At 73.9% G+C, this 21,576-nt stretch carries 22 protein-coding genes; 11 read left to right on the top strand and 11 right to left on the bottom strand.

Going from position 1 to position 21,576, the window contains the following annotated elements:
- Window positions 1–14 precede the first annotated feature (14 nt).
- From BJY28_RS03250 to BJY28_RS03295, 10 genes are all read left to right on the top strand, one after another.
- Window positions 15–1,277: a helix-turn-helix domain-containing protein gene (locus BJY28_RS03250; protein WP_179461732.1), complete on the top strand. Its 1,263-nt coding sequence runs from the start codon at window positions 15–17 to the stop codon at window positions 1,275–1,277.
- A 95-nt stretch (window positions 1,278–1,372) separates the two neighbouring features.
- On the top strand, window positions 1,373–3,013 hold the full coding sequence (pgm, locus tag BJY28_RS03255) for a phosphoglucomutase (alpha-D-glucose-1,6-bisphosphate-dependent) (protein WP_179461733.1): 1,641 nt from the start codon (window positions 1,373–1,375) through the stop codon (window positions 3,011–3,013).
- Window positions 3,014–3,016: 3 nt separating this feature from the next.
- Entirely contained in the window at window positions 3,017–3,682 is a 666-nt protein-coding gene (locus BJY28_RS03260) for a hypothetical protein (protein WP_179461734.1), read from the top strand.
- A gap of 84 nt (window positions 3,683–3,766) precedes the next feature.
- Complete coding sequence (exaC, locus tag BJY28_RS03265; protein WP_179461735.1) at window positions 3,767–5,290, top strand: acetaldehyde dehydrogenase ExaC; 1,524 nt, start codon at window positions 3,767–3,769, stop codon at window positions 5,288–5,290.
- A 102-nt stretch (window positions 5,291–5,392) separates the two neighbouring features.
- Window positions 5,393–5,767 carry a DUF779 domain-containing protein gene (locus BJY28_RS03270; protein WP_179461736.1) on the top strand — a complete coding sequence of 125 codons (375 nt, stop codon included), beginning with the start codon at window positions 5,393–5,395 and terminating at the stop codon, window positions 5,765–5,767.
- A gap of 123 nt (window positions 5,768–5,890) precedes the next feature.
- Window positions 5,891–7,138 (top strand): threonine ammonia-lyase IlvA, encoded by a 1,248-nt coding sequence (ilvA, locus tag BJY28_RS03275; protein WP_179461737.1) that lies wholly within the window; start codon window positions 5,891–5,893, stop codon window positions 7,136–7,138.
- A gap of 2 nt (window positions 7,139–7,140) precedes the next feature.
- Window positions 7,141–8,031, top strand: coding sequence for an oxygenase MpaB family protein (locus BJY28_RS03280; protein ID WP_343036936.1), 891 nt, complete (start codon window positions 7,141–7,143; stop codon window positions 8,029–8,031).
- Between the two features lie 39 nt (window positions 8,032–8,070).
- Window positions 8,071–8,352 carry a metal-sensitive transcriptional regulator gene (locus BJY28_RS03285; RefSeq protein ID WP_179461738.1) on the top strand — a complete coding sequence of 94 codons (282 nt, stop codon included), beginning with the start codon at window positions 8,071–8,073 and terminating at the stop codon, window positions 8,350–8,352.
- Window positions 8,353–8,380: 28 nt separating this feature from the next.
- Entirely contained in the window at window positions 8,381–8,602 is a 222-nt protein-coding gene (locus BJY28_RS03290; protein ID WP_179461739.1) for a heavy-metal-associated domain-containing protein, read from the top strand.
- Window positions 8,599–10,818 (top strand): heavy metal translocating P-type ATPase, encoded by a 2,220-nt coding sequence (locus tag BJY28_RS03295; protein ID WP_179461740.1) that lies wholly within the window; start codon window positions 8,599–8,601, stop codon window positions 10,816–10,818. The genes BJY28_RS03290 and BJY28_RS03295 overlap by 4 nt, the downstream gene beginning before the upstream one ends.
- Window positions 10,819–10,908: 90 nt before the next feature.
- Here BJY28_RS03295 and BJY28_RS03300 read toward each other — a convergent pair whose 3' ends face one another.
- From BJY28_RS03300 to BJY28_RS03325, 6 genes are all read right to left on the bottom strand, one after another.
- Window positions 10,909–12,150, bottom strand: coding sequence for an ABC transporter permease (locus BJY28_RS03300; RefSeq protein ID WP_218875142.1), 1,242 nt, complete (start codon window positions 12,148–12,150; stop codon window positions 10,909–10,911).
- On the bottom strand, window positions 12,147–13,073 hold the full coding sequence (locus tag BJY28_RS03305) for an ABC transporter ATP-binding protein (protein ID WP_179461741.1): 927 nt from the start codon (window positions 13,071–13,073) through the stop codon (window positions 12,147–12,149). The genes BJY28_RS03300 and BJY28_RS03305 overlap by 4 nt, the downstream gene beginning before the upstream one ends.
- Before the next feature lie 120 nt (window positions 13,074–13,193).
- Complete coding sequence (locus tag BJY28_RS03310) at window positions 13,194–13,967, bottom strand: response regulator (RefSeq protein WP_179461742.1); 774 nt, start codon at window positions 13,965–13,967, stop codon at window positions 13,194–13,196.
- A complete protein-coding gene (locus BJY28_RS03315; RefSeq protein WP_179461743.1) occupies window positions 13,964–15,328 on the bottom strand; it encodes a sensor histidine kinase in 1,365 nt (454 codons plus the stop codon). The genes BJY28_RS03310 and BJY28_RS03315 overlap by 4 nt, the downstream gene beginning before the upstream one ends.
- Before the next feature lie 3 nt (window positions 15,329–15,331).
- Window positions 15,332–15,967, bottom strand: coding sequence for a VOC family protein (locus BJY28_RS03320; RefSeq protein ID WP_179461744.1), 636 nt, complete (start codon window positions 15,965–15,967; stop codon window positions 15,332–15,334).
- A 74-nt stretch (window positions 15,968–16,041) separates the two neighbouring features.
- Window positions 16,042–16,839: a TrmH family RNA methyltransferase gene (locus BJY28_RS03325; protein WP_179461745.1), complete on the bottom strand. Its 798-nt coding sequence runs from the start codon at window positions 16,837–16,839 to the stop codon at window positions 16,042–16,044.
- A 30-nt stretch (window positions 16,840–16,869) separates the two neighbouring features.
- Between BJY28_RS03325 and BJY28_RS03330 the strand changes: the two genes are divergently transcribed.
- A complete protein-coding gene (locus tag BJY28_RS03330) occupies window positions 16,870–17,589 on the top strand; it encodes a phosphatase PAP2 family protein (RefSeq protein ID WP_179461746.1) in 720 nt (239 codons plus the stop codon).
- Here BJY28_RS03330 and BJY28_RS03335 read toward each other — a convergent pair.
- From BJY28_RS03335 to BJY28_RS03355, 5 genes are all read right to left on the bottom strand, one after another.
- Window positions 17,550–18,395: a DUF1206 domain-containing protein gene (locus BJY28_RS03335; RefSeq protein ID WP_179461747.1), complete on the bottom strand. Its 846-nt coding sequence runs from the start codon at window positions 18,393–18,395 to the stop codon at window positions 17,550–17,552. The genes BJY28_RS03330 and BJY28_RS03335 overlap by 40 nt on opposite strands.
- A complete protein-coding gene (locus BJY28_RS03340) occupies window positions 18,392–19,189 on the bottom strand; it encodes an HAD hydrolase family protein (RefSeq protein ID WP_179461748.1) in 798 nt (265 codons plus the stop codon). Before BJY28_RS03340 ends, BJY28_RS03335 begins: the two co-directional genes overlap by 4 nt.
- A 30-nt stretch (window positions 19,190–19,219) precedes the next feature.
- On the bottom strand, window positions 19,220–20,098 hold the full coding sequence (locus BJY28_RS03345) for a siderophore-interacting protein (protein ID WP_179461749.1): 879 nt from the start codon (window positions 20,096–20,098) through the stop codon (window positions 19,220–19,222).
- 105 nt (window positions 20,099–20,203) lie between these two features.
- On the bottom strand, window positions 20,204–20,767 hold the full coding sequence (pyrE, locus tag BJY28_RS03350; RefSeq protein ID WP_179461750.1) for an orotate phosphoribosyltransferase: 564 nt from the start codon (window positions 20,765–20,767) through the stop codon (window positions 20,204–20,206).
- 8 nt (window positions 20,768–20,775) lie between these two features.
- On the bottom strand, window positions 20,776–21,561 hold the full coding sequence (locus BJY28_RS03355) for an SDR family NAD(P)-dependent oxidoreductase (RefSeq protein ID WP_179461751.1): 786 nt from the start codon (window positions 21,559–21,561) through the stop codon (window positions 20,776–20,778).
- Between the last annotated feature and the right edge of the window lie 15 nt (window positions 21,562–21,576).

A 21,576-nucleotide genomic window follows, 5' to 3' on the forward strand; every position in this document is an offset into this window, starting at 1 on the left:
GACGAGGAGGGGAGATGGAGCGCTCCCGCGACGGTCTGCCCGGCAGACGCCGCGCGGTCGAGCGTGCCAAGGAGACCTGGAGCGACGAGACCTCCAGCGACGCGGCCTCGAGCGACCATCCGGAGCCCGCGCCCGTGGTCCGCCCGGAGATCCGGGACTCGTGGTCGCGCTCGCGGGCTCACCTGCACGACGAGCCCACCCAGGCCCCGTTGGCCGACGAGTCGGAGACGGCCGCCTACTTCGCGGACTCGCCGCTGCACGACGCCGTCGGCCGGATCGAGTCCGAGCTGCGCTCCGCCGCCGACGACGGCGACCTCGTGGTGGCGGTCACCGACCCGCAGACCCGCATCCTGTGGACCTACGGCGGGCGGGTGATGCGCCGCCGCGCGGAGAGCGTCAACTTCGCCCCGGGCGGCCGCTGGGACGAAGGGAGCGTCGGCACCAACGCCCTCGACCTCGCGCTGCGCATGGACCGGGCGACCACGGTCTTCTCCGCCGAGCACTACGCCCCGATCGTGCACTCCTGGGTGTGCTGGGCCGCACCGGTGCACGACCCTGCCACCGGCGAGCAGCTCGGCGTGCTCGACCTCTCCACCACCTGGGACCGGGCCCACCCGGTGGGCGCGGCCGCCGCCCAGGCGCTGGCCCGGCTGCTGGAGCGCGAGCTGCCGCACCGCGGCGGTATCGGCGCCGCGCTGCCCTCTGCACCCGGCGCGCCGGGGCTGCACCTGCGGCTGCTCGGTGCGGTCGAGGGCTGGCTGGACGGCACCCGGCTGCTGCTGACCCGCCGCCAGGGCGAGATCCTCGCGCTGCTCGCGCTGGCCCCCGACGGGATGAACCTCGAGCGCCTGCACGCCAGCCTCTACGGCGAGGAGCGGGTCTCCCCCGGCACCCTCAAGGCCGAGGTCTCGCACCTGCGGCAGGCCCTCGGCGGTCGGCTGCTCTCCCGCCCCTACCGCCTCGACCTGCCGGTCAGCAGCGACGTCGAGCGGGTGCGCGCCGCGCTCGCCCGTGGCGACGTCGCCGCGGCAGTGGCCGCCTACGGCGGCGACCTCGTGCCCGGGACCAACTCGCCGAGGCTCGCCGAGACCGCCGAGTACCTGGCGGTGGCGGTGCGCGAGGCGCTGCTCGGCGACCCACGCCCCGAGGCGGTCGTACGCTACGCCGAGATCGCCCCCTACGACACCGAGGTGGTCGAGCGTGCGCTGAGCGCGCTCGGCGAGCGCCCGCACCCGGCCCGGGCCGAGCTGGCCGCCCGGCTGGCCGCCGGCGACTGACGGCGGATGACGGACCGGCCGACGGTGGCGCGACGGAGCTGATGGGCGACGCGCGCAACCGCGCGACGGGCCCCGCTCAGGTCTAGGGTCGGGACATGAGCAGCGATCGGGCCGGGCAGCCGGCGCAGCCGCAGGATCTCGTCGACCTGGCCCACCTGGTCACCGCCTACTACACGCTCAGCCCCGACCCCGAGGACGTCGACCAGCAGGTCGCCTTCGGCACCTCCGGCCACCGGGGCAGCTCGCTGAAGACCTCCTTCAACGAGGCGCACATCCTGGCCACCACCCAGGCCATCGTCGACCACCGCCGAGCGAAGGGGGTGGACGGTCCCCTCTTCCTCGGCCGGGACACCCACGCCCTCTCCGAGCCGGCCTGGGCCAGCGCGCTGGAGGTGCTCGCCGCCAACGAGGTGACCGTCCTCGTCGACTCCCGGGACGGCTACACCCCGACCCCGGCGGTCAGCCACGCCATCCTGCGGGCCAACCGCGGGCGCACCACCGGTCCCGGGCTGGCCGACGGCATCGTCGTCACCCCCTCGCACAACCCGCCCGCGGACGGCGGCTTCAAGTACAACCCGCCGCACGGCGGACCCGCCGACAGCGACGCCACCGCGCAGATCGCGGCGGCGGCCAACGCCTACCTCGCCGCCGACCTCGACGGGGTCTCCCGGATCCCCTTCGCCCGGGCCCGTCGGCACGCAGCCGGTCACGACTACCTCGGCGACTACATCGACGACCTGCCGTCGGTGGTCGACCTGGCCGCGGTCCGCGAGGCGGGGGTGCGGATCGGCGCCGACCCGCTCGGCGGGGCGAGCGTGCACTACTGGGGCGAGATCGCCGAGCGGCACGGACTCGACCTCACCGTGGTCAACCCCCTGGTGGACGGCACCTGGCGCTTCATGACGCTGGACTGGGACGGCAAGATCCGGATGGACTGCAGCTCCCCCTTCGCCATGGCCTCGCTCATCGCCCAGCGGGAGCGCTACGACATCGCCACCGGCAACGACGCCGACGCCGACCGGCACGGGATCGTCACCCCGGACGCCGGGCTGATGAACCCCAACCACTTCCTCGCCGTCGCCATCCAGCACCTCTACGGCGGCGCCCGGCCGGGCTGGTCCAGCGGACGGATCGGCAAGACCCTGGTCTCCAGCTCGATGATCGACCGGGTGGCCGCCGACCTCGGCAAGGAGCTGTGGGAGGTGCCGGTCGGCTTCAAGTGGTTCGTGCCCGGGCTGCTCGACGGCTCGGTCGGCTTCGGCGGCGAGGAGTCGGCCGGCGCCTCGCTGCTGCGCACCGACGGCAGCGTGTGGACCACGGACAAGGACGGGATCGTGCTGGCGCTGCTGGCCTCGGAGATCCTCGCCAGCACCGGCCGGACCCCCTCGCAGCACTACGCCGACCTCGTGCAGCGGCACGGCGAGCCGGCCTACCAGCGGGTGGACGCCCCGGCGGACCGGGAGCAGAAGGCCCGGCTGGCCGCGCTGGACCCCTCATCGGTCACCGCCACCGAGGTCGGCGGCGAGCCGATCACCGCGACGCTGACCGAGGCGCCCGGCAACGGGGCGGCCATCGGCGGGCTGAAGGTGGTCACCGAGAACGCCTGGTTCGCCGCGCGCCCCTCGGGGACGGAGGACGTCTACAAGATCTACGCCGAGTCCTTCCGCGGCCCGGAGCACCTGGCCCAGGTGCAGTCCGAGGCCAAGGAGGTCGTCGACGCCGCGCTCGGCGGCTGACGGGTGGACGAGCACGTCGACGACCCGCTGGAGGAGCTGGCGCAGGCACCCGTCGACGAGGGCGCCGAGAGCAAGACGGGCGAGGGCACCGAGGGCGAGGACGGCGCGGCGCCGAGCACCGCCGCGGTGCCCCGCGTCCTGGTCGTCAGCCTCAGCGGGTCGATCGTCGGGTGGAGCCTGGGTTGGGACCTCGGTGCCTTCGGCATCTTCATCGGCTACGGCCGGGAGAACCTCATCGCGGTCGCCTCGCTGGTGGTTCTCGCGGTGAGCCTCGTCCACCCCAGCAAGGTCCGGATCGGCTGGCCCACCCGGATCATCCTCACCCTGCCGGCCGTCTCGATGCTCGTGCTGGCGCTCGGCCCCGACGCGCTCTGGCGGGACGCGGTCGCGCCGGAGGACATCAGCGACGTCAACCTGGCCTGGTTGCTCGGCCTGCTGCTCGTCACCGGCATCTACTTCCTGTCGCTGCCCTTCCTGCTCTACGCGCTGGGCCGCCTCATCGGGGTGGGCCTCTTCGACCTGCCGCGCCGGGAGCAGGTGGTCTGCGTCGTGCTCGTCGCCTCGATCACGGTGCTCGGGACGGTCGCCGGGGCCAACCACCCGCGCCTGGTGACCTGCGAGAACTTCGAGCGGGCCGGGGACTACCAGCCACCGGACTGCACCCGCTGACCTACCTTCGACCAACCTCCGGCTGGCTAGCCTCGGCACACCGCGGCGCAACGGAGCGCCGCCAGAGACGCCGGGAGGCACCTCATGCCCGTCTTCCCCCAGCCCGGGAGCTCCGAGTCGACCGTCCAGGTCAAGGACCAGTACGACCACTTCATCGGTGGTGAGTGGGTCGCCCCGGTCAAGGGCGACTACTTCGAGAACCCCACCCCGGTGACCGGCCAGGTCTTCACCCGGGTCGGCCGCGGCACCTCCGAGGACATCGACGCCGCGATCGAGGCCGGCCACAAGGCCGCCGACGCCTGGGGCGCCACCTCGCCCACCGAGCGGTCCAACATCCTGCTGAAGATCGCCGACATCATGGAGGCCAACCTCCAGGACCTCGCGGTCGCCGAGACCTGGGACAACGGCAAGGCCGTCCGCGAGACGATGGCCGCCGACATCCCGCTGGCCATCGACCACTTCCGCTACTTCGCCGGGTGCATCCGCGCCCAGGAGGGCGGGATCAGCGAGATCGACGGTGACACCTACGCCTACCACTTCCACGAGCCGCTCGGCGTCGTCGGCCAGATCATCCCGTGGAACTTCCCCATCCTCATGGGTGTGTGGAAGCTCGCCCCGGCGCTGGCCGCCGGCAACTGCGTGGTGCTCAAGCCCGCCGAGCAGACCCCCTGGTCGATCCTCAAGCTCGTCGAGCTCATCGCCGACGTGCTCCCGGCCGGGGTGCTCAACGTCGTCAACGGCTTCGGCGCCGAGGCCGGCAAGCCGCTGGCCTCCAGCCCGCGGATCGCCAAGGTCGCCTTCACCGGCGAGACCACCACCGGCCGGCTGATCATGCAGTACGCCAGCCAGAACATCATCCCGGTGACCCTCGAGCTCGGCGGCAAGAGCCCGAACATCTTCTTCGACAACGTCGCCAGCGAGCAGGACGCCTTCTACGACAAGGCGCTCGAGGGCTTCACGATGTTCGCGCTCAACCAGGGCGAGATCTGCACCTGCCCCTCGCGCGCGCTGGTCCAGGAGTCGATCTACGACCAGTTCATCGGCGACGCCATCCCGCGGGTCGAGGCGGTCAAGCAGGGCAACCCGCTGGACACCGACACGATGATGGGCGCCCAGGCGAGCAACGACCAGTTCGAGAAGATCATGAGCTACCTCGACATCGGTCGGCAGGAGGGCGCCGAGGTGCTCACCGGTGGCGACAAGCTCGAGCTCGAAGGGGACCTGGCCGGCGGCTACTACATCCAGCCGACCGTCTTCGCCGGGAAGAACACCATGCGGATCTTCCAGGAGGAGATCTTCGGCCCGGTGGTCTCGCTGACCTCCTTCCGGGACGAGGCCGAGTCGCTGGAGATCGCCAACGACACCCTCTACGGCCTCGGCGCCGGGGTGTGGAGCCGCGACGGCAGCCAGGCCTTCCGGATGGGCCGCGGCATCAAGGCCGGCCGGGTGTGGACCAACTGCTACCACCAGTACCCGGCGCACGCCGCCTTCGGCGGGTACAAGCAGTCCGGCATCGGCCGGGAGAACCACAAGATGATGCTGGACCACTACCAGCAGACGAAGAACCTGCTGGTCAGCTACAGCCCGGACAAGCTCGGCTTCTTCTGATCGGCGGCCGGGCCCCGGGGACTCCCGGGGCCCGGCTCCCGCCGCTACCGTGGCGGGAGGATCCCTCGTCGGTGACGGCGAGGAGGACGAAGGGAGAGACCGATGTCCGACCGGGTCACGCTCAGCCCCGCCGCCGCCGAGCTCGTCGAGAAGCTCGAGGGCACCCACGGGCCGCTGATGTTCCACCAGTCCGGCGGCTGCTGCGACGGCTCCGCCCCGATGTGCTACCCGGCCGGGGAGTTCATGACCGGGGACGCCGACGTGCTGCTCGGCACGCTGGAGGCCGGATCAGCCACCCCGGTGGAGTTCTGGATGAGCGCCAGCCAGTACGAGTACTGGAAGCACACCGCGCTGACGGTGGACGTCGTGCCCGGTCGCGGCTCCGGCTTCTCCGTGGAGGCCCCCGAGGGGGTGCGCTTCCTCATCCGCTCCCGGCTGATGACCGAGGACGAGATGCGCGAGCACCAGCTGCTCTGAGCCGGACCGCGCGTCGAACCACCGCAGATCGTCGAGCCAGCACCATCTCGATGTGGTGCCGGCTCGCCGCGGTGGTGCTGGCTGGCCGCGGTGGTGCCAGCAACCTTTTGTAGCCTTCGCCAGGTGACCTCTCCTGTGACCGCGGCCGACGTCGAGCGGGCCGGCGGGCTGCTCGACGGGGTGGCCCGGGCCACCCCGCTGCGCCCCTCCCCCCGGCTCTCCGAGGCCACCGGCGCCACCGTGCTGCTCAAGCGTGAGGACCTGCAGCCGGTGCGCTCCTACAAGCTGCGCGGCGCCTACGCGCTGATCGCCTCGCTCACCGACGCGCAGCGGGCGGCCGGGGTGGTCTGCGCCTCGGCCGGCAACCACGCCCAGGGCGTGGCCTACGCCTGCCGCGAGCTCGGGGTGACCGCCCGGGTCTACCTGCCGCGCACCACCCCGCGGCAGAAGCGCGAGCGCGTCTCCGCGCTCGGCGGCCCCTCGGTCGAGGTGGTCGTCGGCGGGGACGTCTACGACGACGCGTCCGCCGCCGCCGACGAGGACGCCGAGGCCACCGGGGCGGCGATCATCCCCGCCTTCGACGCCGTGCAGACCATGGCCGGGCAGGGGACGATCGCCCCGGAGATCGTCGCCGAGCTGGGCGCCGCGCCCGACGTCGTCGTCGTCCCGGTCGGCGGGGGCGGGCTGCTCGGCGGGGTGGCCACCTGGTTCGCCGAGCGTCACCCCGGCACCCGGGTGGTCGGCGTCGAGCCGGCCGGGGCCGCCTCGATGACCGCCGCGCTGGCCGCCGGGCACCCGGTGCCGCTGGCCGAGATGGACGGCTTCGTCGACGGCGCCGCGGTGCGCCGGGTCGGCGACCTCACCTTCGCCGCCACCGCCGCCTCCGGCTGCGAGGTGACCACCGTGCCCGAAGGCGCGATCTGCGTCGAGATGCTCGCGCTCTACCAGACCGAAGGGATCATCGCCGAGCCCGCGGGTGCGCTCGCCTCCGCGGCGCTCACCGCCCTCGACCTGCCGCCCGGGGCGACCGTGGCCGCGGTCCTCTCCGGCGGCAACAACGACGTCTCCCGCTACGCGGACATCGTCGAGCGGGCGCTGATCCACGAGGGCCGCAAGCACTACTTCCTCGTCGAGTTCCCCCAGGAGCCGGGGGCGCTGCGCCGCTTCCTCGACACCGTCCTGGGCCCGGAGGACGACATCGCCTACTTCGAGTACGTCAAGCGCAGCAACCGCGAGACCGGGCCGGCCCTGGTCGGCATCGAGCTCGGCTCGCCCGACGACCTGCCGGCCCTGCAGGCCCGGATGGACGCCGCCCGGCTGACCATCCAGCCGATCGACCCGGCCAGCCCGCTCTTCCGTTTCGTGGGCTGATCGTGCGTCCCGCCGATGGTCTGGACCGGCTGCGCACCAGCGTCGCCGAGGCGGTGCGCAGCCGCGTCGGCGGCGCCGACCGCAGCGCCCGCGAGGAGCGGGTGTGGCGCTCGGAGGGACCCCGCTGGTTCACCCCGGACGACCCGGTGTGGCGGGTGCACAAGGACGCGGCGATGTTCGTCGGCGGCCTGCGCGCGCTGGTGATGCAGTCGCTGCACCCGTTGGCGATGGCCGGCGTCGACGAGCACTCCGGCTACCGCGGCGACCCGTGGGGGCGGCTGCAGCGCACCAGCCTCTACATCGCCACGACGACCTACGGCACCGCCGCGGACGCCGAGCGGATGGTCCGGGCGATCCGCGGCCGGCACACCAGCGTGGTCGGTACCGCCCCCGACGGACGCGGCTACGCCGCCTCCGACCCGCACCTGCTCGCCTGGGTGCACGCCGCCGAGTGCCACTCCTTCCTCGTCACCCACCAGGAGTACGGCGCCCGACCGCTGACCCCGGCCGAGGCAGACACCTACGTCGCCCAGCTGGGCTCGATCAGCGAGCGACTCGGCTTCGACGGCGCCCCGAGGTCGGTCGCCGGGCTGGAGGATGTGCTGGCGCGCTACCGGCCCGAGCTGGTCGGCACCGAGGCCGCCCGCCGCACGGTGCGCTACGTCCTCGACGAGCCGGACCTGCCGCTGGCGGCCCGCCCCGCCTACACCGCGCTCGCCGCCGGCGCGCTGGCCACCACCCCGGCGTGGGCCCGCAGCATGCTCGACCTGGACCGCTCCCGCTGGCGACCGGCCGGCGCCGTGGGCCGCCCCGCCGGTCACGCGGTGACCGCCGGTCTGCGCTGGGCCCTGGGGGCCCACCCGGCCGACCGCTTCGATACCGGGAGGGGGTAGTGGTACCCTCGGGGGGTACCAGAGCAAAGGGAGTGCGAGATGGCGGGTTACACCGGCAGCAAGGACGAGTACCTCACGAGGTTGCGGCGGGTCGAGGGCCAGGTCCGCGGGATCGCCCGGATGGTCGAGGACGATGAGTACTGCATCGACATCCTCACCCAGGTGAGTGCCGCCACCAAGGCGCTGCAGGCGGTCAGCCTGGGCCTGCTCGAGGACCACGTCGGCCACTGCGTGGTCGACGCGGCCCGTACCTCCGACGAGGCCGCCGCGGAGAAGGTGGCCGAGGCCGGCGCCGCCATCGCGCGCCTGGTCCGCTCCTGACCCCGCTCCCAGAGAGGACGAGAGAAGCATGAGCCAGCAGACCACCATCACCGTGACCGGCATGACGTGCGGCCACTGCGTCTCCGCGGTGACCGACGAGCTCACCGCGATCGACGGCGTGCACGAGGTCGATGTCGACCTCGTCGCCGGCGGCGACAGCCCGGTGACCATCACCTCCGACGGGCCCCTGGACGCGCTCGCCGTCGAGGCCGCCGTGGACGAGGCCGGCTACGCGGTGGCCCCCCGATGACGGTCACCGACGAGCAGCGCAGCGCCGCCGAGGAGGGCACCGCCACCCGCAGCGTCGACCTGGCGATCACCGGGATGACCTGCGCCTCCTGCTCCGCGCGCATCGAGAAGAAGCTCAACAAGCTCGACGGGGTCACCGCCAGCGTCAACCTGGCCACCGAGAAGGGCCACGTCGAGTACCCGCCCGAGCGGGACGTCGAGGACATCCTGGCGACCGTCCGCTCCACCGGCTACGGCGCCAGCGTCATCGAGCCGCAGGCCCGGATGGCGCCCCCGGAGCACACCCACGTCCGCCAGGACGACCTGCGTCGCCGCGGGGTCGTCGCCGGGGCGCTGGCCCTGGTGGTGCTCGTGCTGGCGATGGGGCCGTGGCAGTTCACCGCCAACCCCTGGCTGCAGTGGCTGCTGACCACCCCGGTGGTGCTGTGGTGCGCCTGGCCCTTCCACCGGGCGGCCGCGCTCAACGCCCGCCACCTGGCCTCGACGATGGACACCCTGGTCAGCATCGGGGTCAGCGCCGCCTACCTGTGGTCGCTGGCCGCGCTGCTGCTCGGCCCGGCCGAGGGCACCCGCGCCGAGGCGCACTACTACTTCGAGGTCGCCGCCGTGGTGACCGCCTTCCTGCTGCTCGGCCGCTGGCTGGAGTCGCGGGCGCAGAGCGAGGGCCGCAGCGCGCTCACCGAGCTCATGGACCTCGGCGCCAAGGACGTCGCGGTGCAGCGCATCCACTCCGGCACCCGGGTCACCACCGAGGTGCGCATCCCCATCGACGACCTGCGGGTCGGCGACCACTTCATCGTCCGCCCCGGGGAGAAGGTGGCCACCGACGGGATCGTCGTCGACGGCGCCAGCGCCATCGACGCCTCGCTGGTCACCGGCGAGTCGGTGCCGGTCGACGTCCGCCCCGGCGACGAGGTCAGCGCCGGCACGGTCAACACCTCCGGGCGGCTCGTCGTCGAGGCCCGCGCGGTCGGCTCCGAGACCACCCTGGCGGCGATCAGCCGGCTCGTCGAGCAGGCCCAGACCGGCAAGGCCCAGGTGCAGCGGCTGGCCGACCGGGTCTCGGCCGTCTTCGTCCCGGTGGTCCTCGGGCTGGCGCTGCTCACCTTCGTCGGCTGGTGGATCGGCTCCGGCAGCGCCGGCACGGCGGTCGGTGTCGCGGTGACCGTGCTCATCATCGCCTGCCCCTGCGCGCTCGGGCTGGCCACGCCGACCGCGCTGCTCGTCGGCACCAGCCGCGGCGCTCAGCGGGGCATCCTCATCAAGGGGCCGCAGGTCCTCGAGGACACCCGCCGGATCGACACCATCGTGCTCGACAAGACCGGCACCATCACCACCGGCGAGGCCGAGGTCACCGACCTGGCCGCCGAGCCCGGCCTGCACCCGGCCGCGGTGCTCACCGCCGCGGCCGCGGTGGAGTCCGGCAGCGAGCACCCGATCGCCGCCGCCATCGTCGCCCGGGCCCAGGAGCAGGGCATCCGCCCGCCGCGGGCCACCGACTTCGAGGCGCTGCCCGGCACCGGCGCGGTGGCCACGATCAAGGGCACCCGGGTGAACGTCGGCCAGGCCGAGCTCTTCGAGGAGATCCCCAGCGAGCTGCTCGGGCTCGAGCGGGCCGGGACCACCGTCTTCGTCGGCTGGGGCGGTCGCGCCCGAGGCGCGATCACCGTCGGCGACGACATCCGGGAGACCTCCGCCGACGCGGTCGCCGAGCTGCGCTACGAGGGGCTGGGCGTCTACCTGCTCAGCGGGGACACCCAGGCCAACGCCGCGGCGGTCGCCGAGGTCGTCGGGATCGGCGCCGAGGACGTCATCGCCGGGGTCAAGCCCCAGGACAAGCACGAGGTGGTCGCCCGGCTGCAGTCCGAGGGCCGGGTCGTGGCGATGGTCGGCGACGGGGTCAACGACGCCGCCGCGCTCGCCCGGGCCGACCTCGGCCTGGCGATGGGTACCGGCACCGACGTGGCCATGGAGTCCGCGGACATCGTGCTGGTGCGGGCCGACCTGGACGCGGTGCCGGACGCCATCGAGCTCTCCCGGGACACCCTCAAGGTCATCAAGCAGAACCTGGCGTGGGCGTTCGGGTACAACACGGCGGCCATCCCGCTGGCCATGGCCGGGCTGCTCAACCCGATGATCGCCGGCGGGGCGATGGCCCTCTCCAGCGTGCTCGTCGTCGGCAACAGCCTCCGGCTGCGGCGGTCGCTGCGCGACTGACGGCCACCTGCGAGCAGACAGCTGCGGCCGGTCGGGGCCCCTGATCCCCGACCGGCCGCGGTCTGTGTGCGGCGCCGTGGCGCCGGCGGCTCAGATCTCCGCGTTCCACGCCTCGCGGTAGCCGAGCTTGCCGGAGGTCTGCAGCAGCGCCCGACGGTAGATCCGCTCGGCCAGCGCGAGCACCACCGCGGCGGCCGCCGCGAGCAGCACCAGCGCGACCAGCGCCTGCCACCAGGTCGCCTCGCCGGAGACCACCCGCATGGGCATGATGATCCCGGAGAAGGGGGGCAGGTAGGCGAGGACGTCCGCGATCTGGCCGGAGGCGAGGAAGGACGCGGCGAACATCGCCAGCACGAGCATGGTCACCGGCACCGAGGTGGACTGCACGTCCTCGGTCCGCGAGGCCAGCGCCCCGGCCACCGCGAAGAGCGTGGCGACCAGGGTGAAGCCGACGAGGAAGAAGGCGACGAACCACACCAGCCCGGAGGTGAGGTTGGGCAGCATCCCGCCGAAGTCGGTGAAGCTCACCCCCACCAGGGCCACCGCGATGTACAGCGCCAGCTGCAGCATCGCCAGCGTGATGTTGCCGACCAGCTTGCCGACGAGCAGCTGCCGCACCGGGATCGAGGTGGCGATGATCTCCACCACCCGGGACTGCTTCTCCTCGACGACGCTCATCGCCAGCGTGCTGCCGAAGAGCACCGCCGAGACGTAGAAGAGCGCGGCCATGATGATGCCGACCACGGTCGCCGCCACCGCCTGGTCCGAGCTGCCCTCGATCTGCGAGGTGGTCAGGGTGGTGCCCTGCTGCAGCGCCGCCAGGTCGACCCCCTGCTGCTCGGCGTTGTCGGCCAGGGCGATCTGCTGCAGCACCGGCTCGACGGCCCCGGTGAGGGTGCCGTCCACCTCGCTCTGCCCGGTGAGCACCCACTGGTCGCCGTCCTGGTGCAGCCAGGCGTCGGCGGACTCGTCGGCCAGCGCGGCCCGGGCCGCGTCCTCGTCGGCAACCTCGACCGGGACGAAGCTCACCTTGTCGTCGACCGAGGGCACCCGCTCCTCGAGGCTGCCGGCGAGGCTGCTCGCCGAGGAGGTCACCGCGACGTCGTAGCTGCGGTCGCGCTCGGCGTTCCACGCCTGGAAGGCGAACGCCGCGACCATCACCGCCAGGGACAGCAGGGTGCCGAAGATGAAGGCCTTGTCCCGCAGCTTGACCGACACCTCGCGCTGGGCGACCAGCGTCCAGGCGCGGGCGGTGGAGATCCGACCGGTCTGCGGAGCCTCGGGGGCGGGGGTGTTGCGGTCGGTGCCGGTGGTCGGGGCCGTGGTGCTCATGCCGTCGCCTCTCGGTAGATGTCGGACAGCGGGGGGATGATCGGGGTCAGCTCGGTGACGCCGCCGCGGCGGACCCCTTCGCTCAGCAGGGCGTCCAGGGTGCGCTGCTGCTCGGCCGGGTCGTCCTCGCTCAGCTCGACGACGGCCTGCGGACCGTCGACGTCGAGCACGTGCAGGCCGGGGGTGCCGCGCACCCAGCCGGCGTCGCCGACGACACCGAGCCGGTGCCGCCTCGGCGCGGAGCCGCGCAGCTCGTCGGGGGTGCCCTGGGCGCGGACCGTGCCGCCGGAGAGGATGATCAGCCGGTCGCACAGCCGGTCGACGAGGTCGAGCTGGTGGCTGGAGAAGAGCACCGGCACCCCGCGGGCGGTGTGCTCGCGCAGCAGGTCGGCCATGGCGTCCACCGCGGCCGGGTCCAGCCCGGAGAACGGCTCGTCGAGGATGAGCGCCGCCGGCCGGATCATCAGCGCCGCGATGATCTGCACGCGCTGCTGGTTGCCGAGGGAGAGCGCCTCGAGGTTGTCGCCGGCGCGGTCGGCCAGGCCGAGCCGCTCCAGGTGCTCCTCGACGACCCGCTTGGCGGAGCCGGCGTCCATCCCCTTCAGCTGGGCCAGGTAGACCAGCTGCTGGGCGACCTTCTGCTTGGGGTAGAGGCCGCGCTCCTCGGGCATGTAGCCGATGCTGCGGCGGTCGGCGGTGGTGATCGGCCGGTCGCCCCAGCTCACCTGGCCGGCGTGGATGCCCAGGACGCCCATGATCATCCGCATCGTCGTGGTCTTGCCGGCGCCGTTGCCCCCGACGAAGCCGGTCATCAGGCCGGCCGGGACGAGGAAGCTGATGTCGTCGACGGCGACGTGCTCGCCGAAGCGACGGGTGAGATGGTCGACCTGGATCGTGGCCGGCGTGCCCGCTGCTGTGCTCATGCTCCGAGACTAGGCAGCCCGGCGCTCCGGGGGATCCGCCGAACGGCTGATCTCTGCGCGCCGGTCAGGTCCCGCCCCTCCCCCTGCGGGGGGAGACGGTCGCCGCGGGAGCCGGGCCCCTCAGTCCTCGCGGGGGGCCACCACGCCGGCCTCGTGCGCGACGATCACCGCCTGCACCCGGTCCCGGACCCCCAGCTTGGCGAAGACGCTGGAGACGTGCGTCTTGACCGTGGCCTCGCCGATGACCAGGTGGGCGGCGATCTCGGCGTTGCTCAGCCCGGCCCCGACGAGCGCGAGCACCTCGTGCTCCCGGCCGGTGAGCCGGGCGACGAGGTCGCCGTGGCGCTGCGGGGCCGGGGTCGTCTCGGCCGACGGCCCGGGCGGCGCCTCGGACGGTCCGGACGCACCGGACGCACCGGTCTCGGTCTGGGCCTGCTCGCCGCCGGCGGAGGTCATCCGGGAGATCACCCGGCGGGTGACCTCGGGCGCCAGCAGCGCGTTGCCCTGACCGACGGTCCGGATGGCCTCGACCACCTGGTCGGCCTCGGCGTTCTTGAGCAGGAAGCCGCTGGCGCCGGCCCGCAGCGCGTCGAAGAGGTAGTCGTCCCGGTCGAAGGTGGTGAGGATGATGACCCGGGCGAGGTCCTGGGCGACCACCTCCGCGGTGGCCGCGATCCCGTCGAGCACCGGCATCTGCACGTCCATGACGATGACGTCGGGCGCCAGCTCGCCGGCCAGGCGCACCGCCTCCCGACCGTCGCCGGCCTCGCCGACGACGACCAGGTCGTCCTCGACCGAGAGCATCATGGCGAAGCCGGAACGGATGATCGGCTGGTCGTCGACGAGCAGCACCCGCAGGCGCTCGGGCCCGGACTCGGGCAGGGATTCGCTCATCGGGCCGCCCCGACGTGCTCGGGGCGCGCGACCGGCCTGCGCTCCAACGGGATCCGCAGCCGCACCCGGTAGCCGCCGATGGGTCGGGGCCCGATCTCGACGGCGCCCTGGTGCGAGGCGGCCCGCTCGCGCAGCCCGAGGTGCCCCATGCCGGTGCCGCTGCTGCCGTCGCCGCGCGGCCGGCCGTCGTCGGTGATCTCGACCTCGACGTGCTCGGCCTGCACCCGGACCGCGACGCGCGCGTGGCGGGCCGTGCTGTGCCGGGCGACGTTGGTCAGCGCCTCCTGCACGGTGCGGTAGAGGGAGTGCCCGACGGCGGCCGGCACGTCGGCCAGCACGGCGTCGTCCTCGACGACCTCCAGGCTCACCTGCAGACCGAGGCGGCTGCGCTCCTGGGTCAGCGCCCGCAGCTGGTCGAGCCCGGGCGCCGGGGCGTGCCGGTCCTCGCGGCGCTCCACCGAGCGCAGGGTGCCGAGCAGGTCGCGCATCTGGGTGACCGCCTCCCGGCTGGAGACCTCGATCTGGCCCAGCGCCTGGTGCGCCCCGTCCGGGCTGCGGTGCAGCACCCGTCGGGCGGCCGCGGCCTGGACCCCGATCCCGGAGACGTGGTGGGCGACGACGTCGTGCAGCTCGCGGGCGATCCGCAGCCGCTCCTCGACGATCGCCCGCTCGCGCAGCTCGTCGGACTGGGCGGCGATCGTCTCGGCCTGCTGGCGCAGCCGGTCCCGCTGGCGGGCACCGTTCCAGGCGGCCTGCCCACCGACCACGGCCCCGCCGAAGAAGAGGGTGTTGATGGTGGCCATCATCCCGGCGGCGGCGATCGACGGCGGCAGGTGCCAGCCCCGGACGTCGTCCTCGACGATGGTGTCGGTGAGCACGTTGCCGACGGCGAAGCCCCACACCAGCCAGAGGAACATCGTGACGATGATCCCGCCGACGACGAGCAGCATCTCCCGGCGCGAGCGGGCCCAGGCGACCCCGCCGAGGATGACCACGAAGTAGGCCACCTGGGTGGAGAGCAGGCTGGCCATCGGCGGGGTGTAGGTGGTCAGGGCGAAGTAGCCGACGGTGGCGACCAGCGTGACCGTCAGCGGCCAGAGCCGCCGCAGCGCCACCGGGAGCGCGGTGGCGGCGACGAGGGCACGCTGCTGCCACGGCCCGATCTCCACCGTCTCGAGGTTGCCGATCCCGCGCATCATCTCCAGGACGGCGAGGCTGACCACCCCGATGAGCAGGGTGAGGGCGATGTCGCCCCGGCTGACCCCGCGCCCGGGGCGCTCCCAGTCGTCGTCGACGGCGAAGAAGCCGCCGAGCCAGGCCACGGCTCCGCCGAGCCGGGAGGCGGCAGGGCGGGACGCCATGGCTCAGATGGTGACGAGACCGGTGGGGGTGCGCAGGGTGACCGCCAGCAGACCGGGGGTCCCGTGCGGTGCGACGAACTCGAAGGAGATCACCGACGAGGTCTTGCTCGCCGGCAGACCGAGCCACTCGTGCACCCGCTCGGGGTCGCCGGCGACCATGAGCGACTCGATGGCGACGTCGCTGTGGTTGTCCGTGCTGGGGTGGTCGCTGCCGTCCTCCCAGCGGATGAAGAAGGGCAGCTGCGGGTCGGACATGAGGCCCTTGATGCCGATCTGCTGCCAGCGGAACTCGCGCCCGTCGGGCATCCGGCGGCGCCCCTCGACGGACCGACGGGCCAGCCGCTTCTCGATCGGGGCGAGGTCGTCGACGGAGACGACCCAGCCCATCCAGCCGCCACCGGTCTCGGAGCGGGCCCGGACAGCCTGGCCGAAGGGGGCCTTGTCGGCGCTGGGGTGGTCGAGCACCTCGACGACCTCGATGTAGCGGTCCTCGGCCAGCGGGAGGATGACGTTGCGCGTCCCGAAGCGGGGGTGCAGGCCTCCGTCGACCGGTCGGACCCCGATCTTCTCGCCCAGTCGCTCGGCCGTCGCCTGGGCGCCGGACGCCTCGGCTGCGTAGGAGACATGATCGACGCGCATGCGTGCATCGTGACACAGCCGTTCACCTGCGCAGAAACCGCCCCCGAGCCGCGCAGCCCCCGTCGTAGGTGGGTTCAGGTCCGCTGACGCAACGCTTCGTAGACGACGATCGCGGCCGAGGTGGCGACGTTCAGCGAGTTCACCCGGCCGCTCATCGGGATGCGCACCCGGGTGTCGGCGGCGGCCAGCGCGGCCTCGCTCAGCCCGTGCTTCTCGGTGCCGACCGCGACCGCCAGACCACCGGCGAGGTCGGCCGCGGTGTGCAGGGTGTCGGTGTCCGGGGTGGTCGCGACGACCCGCACGCCGTGCCGCCGCAGCCAGGGCCAGGTCTGCTCCGCGGTGGCCGTGGCGACCGGCACCGAGAAGACGGTGCCCTTGCTGGCGCGCACGACGTTCGGGTTGCCCCAGTCGGTGACCGGGTCGGCAGCGACGACGAGGTCGACCCCGGCGGCGTCGGCGGTGCGCAGCATCGCCCCGAGGTTCCCCGGCTTCTCCACCCCTTCGCAGACCAGGACCAGCGGGTCCGCTCCCAGCTCCACGTCGTCGAGCCCGGTCCCCGGGGCCGGGACGAGGGCGAGCACCCCGTCGGGCCCCTCGCGGTAGGCGGCCTTCTCGAAGGCGGCACGGGAGAGCTGGACCACCTCGGCACCGGCCGACCGGGCCCGCTCGACCACCGGTGGCCCGGCGGCGTGCATCAGCTCGGGGCAGTGCAGCACGACCTGCGGCCGGACGCCGGCCTCCAGCGCGAGGGCCAGCTCCTCGGTGCCCTCGACGAGGGTGCTGCCGCTCTCCTCCCGGGCGCGGCGGCGGCGCAGCCCGACGAGCTGCTTGATGCGCGGGTTGCTGGGCGAGGTGATCTGCGGGTCGGCCATGGCGGTCCCAGCATGCCGCAGACTGGGCCGGTGCCGACGCCCTCCCCTGCCGCCGTCCGGGCGACCGGCCTGCCCGGCAGGGCGCGCTCGTGGGTGTGGCTGGCCCTGCTGCTGATGCTGGTCGCGGCCACGCTGGCCCGGGTCGGTGACCGGTTGCCGGCCCGTCCCGGCCCCGAGACCTGGGAGGGCTCGAGCGTCGCGGCCGCGGTGGCCGCCAGCGACGCGCGGCCCGGCCTGCGCCAGGCGCTGCTGACCTGGTCGGACCTCACCGAGCCGTGGGTGCTGCTCGCCGGGCTGACCGCGCTGGCCGTGGCGCTGGTGGCCACCGGTCGACGCTCCCGCGGCGCGCTGCTGCTGCCGGTGCTCGGCCTGCTCGGCTGGGGGCTGGGGACGCTGGTCAAGCTCGTCGTGGCCCGTCCGCGACCCGACGAGGCGCTCTACGACGCCTCCGGCTACAGCTATCCCTCCGGTCACGCGACCGGCTCCACCCTGGCGGCGTCGCTGCTCGTCGTGCTGCTCTGGCCGCTGCTGGGGCGCGCGGGGCGCGTCCTGCTGGTGCTGCTCGCCGGTGCGCTGGTCGTGCTCACCGGCCTGGACCGGGTCTACCTCGGCGTGCACTACCCCGGGGACGTGCTGGCCGGGGTGATGCTCGGCGCGTCGGTCGTCGCGCTCACCCTGCTCGCGGTCCCCGGGCTGCGACCGGCGCGGGATCAGTCCAGCGCGGCGAAGCGGGCCCGGGCCAGGCAGTAGACCCCGAAGCAGACCAGCCCGACGGCCACCGCGGTGAGCAGGTACGGGCCGTAGGGCTGACCCTTGAGCTGCTTCAGCGCGCCGTCGAGCCCGACCGCCTCCTCCACCGTCTGCTGCCACGCGGCGAGGATGACGAAGACCCCCACGAGACCGAGCACGGCGCCCTTGGCCGGGTAGCCGATACGGCCGGCGGCGACGGCCCAGGCGCCCGGGTGCTCCTCGAGGTCGCCGAGGAAGCGGGCCAGCACCCCCTTGCGCACGTAGTAGGCACCGACGGCGAGCACCACCACCCCGCCGGCGGCGACCAGCCACTGCCCGGCCGGCTGGCTCATCAGCGTCCGGGTGACGCCCTGGGTGCGCTGCTCGCTCGAGGTGCTGCTGGCCGCCCCGAGGGCGAAGCGCAGCGCCAGCCAGGCGATGGCCAGGTAGGCGACGCCCTTGGTCACCCACTTCGCCCGGTCCAGCCGGGAGGACCACTGCGGGGCGGGCGCGACCGCCTCGGTGAGGTACCACAGCCCGAGGCAGCCGCAGCCGGCGACGAAGAGCCACAGCAGCGCCAGGCCCACCGGCTGACCGGCCATCGTCGCCAGCGCACCGGACTGGTCGGCCTGCTCGTCACCGGCGCTGCCCCAGGCGATGCGCAGCACGATGACCGCGATGATGACGTGCAGGGCGCCGTTGACCGCGTGCCCGAGGCGGGCGAGGGTGACGACGACCGGGTGCGAGTTGACCGTGTCGGCCGCCTCGGTGACCTCCTCTGCGAGCGAGTCGTCCTCTTCCGCCCCGGCGGGCTGCGACGCGCTCACAGCAGCGAGCGCAGCACGGTCGCGAGACCGTCGTCGTCGACGTCGCCGGTGACCTCGTCGGCGACCTCCTGGACCTCGGCCGGGGCGTTGCCCATGGCGACCCCGCGGGCCGCCCAGGCGAGCATCTCGAGGTCGTTGCGCTGGTCACCCACGGCCACCGTGCGCGACGGCTCGACCCCGAGCCGGCGGCGGACGATCTCCACCGCCGACCCCTTCGAGACGCCCTCGGGGTTGACGTCGAGCCAAGCGGTGAAACCGACCGCGTAGCCGACCCCGTGCAGACCGGCCCGCTCGACGATCTCGACGAACTCCTCGCTGGTCGCCTCCGGCTGGCGGAGGGTCACCCGGGTCGTCGGGTGGGCCAGCAGCTCCTCCCAGGGGACGACGGTCTGCTCGCCCTGCAGCTCGTCGGCCGGGTAGGGCGCGCTGAGCCGGAAGCCGACCCCCAGCTCCTCGACCGCCACCAGCGCGTCCGGCAGCACCTCGCGCAGCCGGGTGAGCACCGGCGCGGGGTCGAAGGTCACGACGTCCTCGTCGGCGACGCTCCACCCCTGCGGCGCCGACGGGTCGAGCCGGACGGTGACGGCGCCGTTGGAGCAGACCGCCCAGCCGGTGCTCAGCCCGAGGGCCTGCAGCACCGGGACCGTGGCCACCACGCTGCGCCCGGTGGCGACGACGACGTGGTGCCCGGCGGCGACCACCGCGGCGACCGCCTCGGCGACCGCGGGCCGCAGCTCGCCGGCGTGGGTGAGGGTGGTGCCGTCGAGGTCCAGGCAGATCTGGTGGGGCTGCACGAGCCGCACGCTACCGCCCGGCGACGCCGCTCAGCCGCGGGCCGCCCCGAGCTTCCAGTAGCCGCTGAAGAGCACCCGGTGCTTGTCCATGCCGAGGTCCTTGACCAGGTGGCGCCGGACCCCGGTGGCCAGTCCGGACTCACCGCACAGCCAGGCGTAGTCGAGGTCGGCGGTGGCAGTCGGGTCGGCCTCCAGGGCGGCGACCACGCTGCTCCCCGGGGCGGCGCTGCCGCGGTCGTGCACCCGGATCTCGCCGGCGGCGACGCGGCGGTCCAGGCCCATCCCGTCGAGCACCTCCAGCCGGGGCACCTCGACGTGCATCCGTAGCCGGTCGGAGCCCAGTCCGCGGCGGTCCCGCTCGTCGAGCACCGCGGCCAGGGCCGGGACGGCGGTCTCGTCGGCGACAAGCAGCTGCGCCCCGTCGTGCTCGAAGCCGCGATACAGACCGCCGCCGGAACGGAAGCCCACCCGGTCGCCGACCTGCGCGGAGAGGGTCCAGGCCGAGCCGGGCCCGTCGGTGCCGTGGGTGATGATGTCGACGTCGATCTCGCCGGCCGCGGGGCGGTGCGCCCGCACGGTGTACCAGCGCAGCCCGGGGCGCTCCTCCCCCGGCAGGTCGGCGATCGCCGCGCGCACGTTGGTGCGCTCCGGGTCGGGCATGGTCAGCTCGCCGCCGTCGAGCGGGAAGATCAGCCCGAAGAACTCGTCCGGGGCGGCCAGCGTGAAGTCGCGCAGCTCCGGGGCGGCGAAGGTGATCCGCCGGGCCGCCGGGTTGAGGTCGAGCACCGCGGCGACGGTCATCTCGTGCTGCACGTGCCCGGTGCGCTCGGCGACCTCGGCCATCGTCCCCTTGGAGTACAGCCGGGCGAGCGCGAAGAGCGCCTTGTCCTTGACGACGTCGAGCTTCATGCGGCGGTCCCTCCTGCCGGGCCCTGCTCCTGGGCACCGGACAACAACGAGTAAGGCTTGCCTAAGGTACGGGTCCGCCGGGGCGTACGGCAACCGGGGGTCGGCTCAGGCGAGACCGAGGTCGGTGAGGTCGAAGGCGTGCCGGTAGGGCACCTGCGCCTCGGCCTCGATCCGGCGCCCGGCGCCGGTGTCCCGGTCGGCGATCGTGGCCACCGCGACCACCTCGCCGCCGGCCTCGCGGACCGCCTCGACCGCGGCCAGCGGCGAGTCCCCGGTGGTCGTGGTGTCCTCGACGACGACCACCCGACGACCCTGCACCGAGGGGCCCTCGATCCGCTGCTGCAGCCCGTGCGCCTTGCCGGCCTTGCGCACGACGAAGGCGTCCAGCCGCTCCCCCGCCCCGGCGGCCGCGTGCAGCATCGAGGTGGCCACCGGGTCGGCGCCCAGGGTGAGCCCACCGATCGCGTCGAAGGTCAGGTCGGCGACGAGGTCGCGCATCACCCGGCCGACCAGCGGCGCCGCCTGCCCGTCCAGGGTGATCCGGCGCAGGTCGACGTAGTAGTCGGCCTCCCGACCCGAGGAGAGCGTCACCCGGCCGTGCACGACCGCCCGCTCCCGGATGATCTCGAGCAGGCGGGCACGGTCGGCGACGAGGTCAGGGGTTCCCATGCGGCCCATCATGCCCGGCTGGCCGGCGGGTCCGCCCGGTGCCTGCGCCGGACCGGGCCGGAGCGCAGCACCCGGCGCGGCAGGTGGCGCAGCAGGTGCACCACCGCCCGGTACTGCGGGCTGGGCACCGAGATCACCCGGCCGGCGGCCGCGTCGGCCAGCGCCTCCCGGGCGGTGCGCTCGGCGTCCAGCCAGAAGGGGCCGCGGCGCTCCCCCTTCGCGATCCCGGCCCGCTCGTGGAACTCGGTGCGCACGTAGCCGGGGCAGACCACCGTGGCAGTGACCCCGGTGCCGGCGAGCTGGCCGGCCAGCGACTCGGTGAGCACGGTGAGGTAGGACTTCGCCGCGGCGTAGCTGCCGCTGGCCATGAAGCCGGCCACCGAGGAGATGTTGACGACCCGGCCGCGGCCGCGGGCGGTCATCGCGCCCACGGCGGCGTGGCTGAGCACCATCGGGGCCCGCACCAGCGCGTCCAGCAGCGCCTCCTCCTGGGCCAGCGTGGTCCGGTCGAAGGGGGAGCCCAGCCCGAAGCCGGCGTTGTTGACGAGCACGTCGACGGGACGGTCCGGGTCGGCCACCCGGTCGGCGACGGCGGCGAGCGCGTCCCGGTCGGTGAGGTCGGCGGTGAGCACCTCGACGTGCACCCGGTGGCGCCCGCGGATCTCCTCGGTGGCCCGCTCCAGCCGGTCGGTGGTCCGGGCGACGAGCACGAGGTCGTGGCCCGCTTCGGCCAGCTGCTCGGCGAGCTCGCGGCCCAGGCCGGCGGTGGCTCCGGTGACGAGTGCGGTGGGCATGGACCGCACGGTACG

Origin of the sequence: Janibacter alkaliphilus, from assembly GCF_013408565.1 — a bacterium.
In the GTDB taxonomy this organism is placed as follows: domain Bacteria; phylum Actinomycetota; class Actinomycetes; order Actinomycetales; family Dermatophilaceae; genus Janibacter; species Janibacter alkaliphilus.

Excerpts from the sequence above, each read along its gene's own strand:
- BJY28_RS03250 (WP_179461732.1), top strand. The coding sequence starts at position 15 with ATGGAGCGCTCCCGCGACGGTCTGCCCGGCAGACGCCGCGCGGTCGAG.
- pgm (WP_179461733.1), top strand. The coding sequence starts at position 1,373 with ATGAGCAGCGATCGGGCCGGGCAGCCGGCGCAGCCGCAGGATCTCGTC.
- exaC (WP_179461735.1), top strand. The coding sequence starts at position 3,767 with ATGCCCGTCTTCCCCCAGCCCGGGAGCTCCGAGTCGACCGTCCAGGTC.
- BJY28_RS03270 (WP_179461736.1), top strand. The coding sequence starts at position 5,393 with ATGTCCGACCGGGTCACGCTCAGCCCCGCCGCCGCCGAGCTCGTCGAG.
- BJY28_RS03285 (WP_179461738.1), top strand. The coding sequence starts at position 8,071 with ATGGCGGGTTACACCGGCAGCAAGGACGAGTACCTCACGAGGTTGCGG.
- BJY28_RS03290 (WP_179461739.1), top strand. The coding sequence starts at position 8,381 with ATGAGCCAGCAGACCACCATCACCGTGACCGGCATGACGTGCGGCCAC.
- BJY28_RS03295 (WP_179461740.1), top strand. The coding sequence starts at position 8,599 with ATGACGGTCACCGACGAGCAGCGCAGCGCCGCCGAGGAGGGCACCGCC.
- BJY28_RS03300 (WP_218875142.1), bottom strand. The coding sequence starts at position 12,150 with ATGAGCACCACGGCCCCGACCACCGGCACCGACCGCAACACCCCCGCC.
- BJY28_RS03305 (WP_179461741.1), bottom strand. The coding sequence starts at position 13,073 with ATGAGCACAGCAGCGGGCACGCCGGCCACGATCCAGGTCGACCATCTC.
- BJY28_RS03310 (WP_179461742.1), bottom strand. The coding sequence starts at position 13,967 with ATGAGCGAATCCCTGCCCGAGTCCGGGCCCGAGCGCCTGCGGGTGCTG.
- BJY28_RS03315 (WP_179461743.1), bottom strand. The coding sequence starts at position 15,328 with ATGGCGTCCCGCCCTGCCGCCTCCCGGCTCGGCGGAGCCGTGGCCTGG.
- BJY28_RS03320 (WP_179461744.1), bottom strand. The coding sequence starts at position 15,967 with ATGCGCGTCGATCATGTCTCCTACGCAGCCGAGGCGTCCGGCGCCCAG.
- BJY28_RS03325 (WP_179461745.1), bottom strand. The coding sequence starts at position 16,839 with ATGGCCGACCCGCAGATCACCTCGCCCAGCAACCCGCGCATCAAGCAG.
- BJY28_RS03345 (WP_179461749.1), bottom strand. The coding sequence starts at position 20,098 with ATGAAGCTCGACGTCGTCAAGGACAAGGCGCTCTTCGCGCTCGCCCGG.
- pyrE (WP_179461750.1), bottom strand. The coding sequence starts at position 20,767 with ATGGGAACCCCTGACCTCGTCGCCGACCGTGCCCGCCTGCTCGAGATC.
- BJY28_RS03355 (WP_179461751.1), bottom strand. The coding sequence starts at position 21,561 with ATGCCCACCGCACTCGTCACCGGAGCCACCGCCGGCCTGGGCCGCGAG.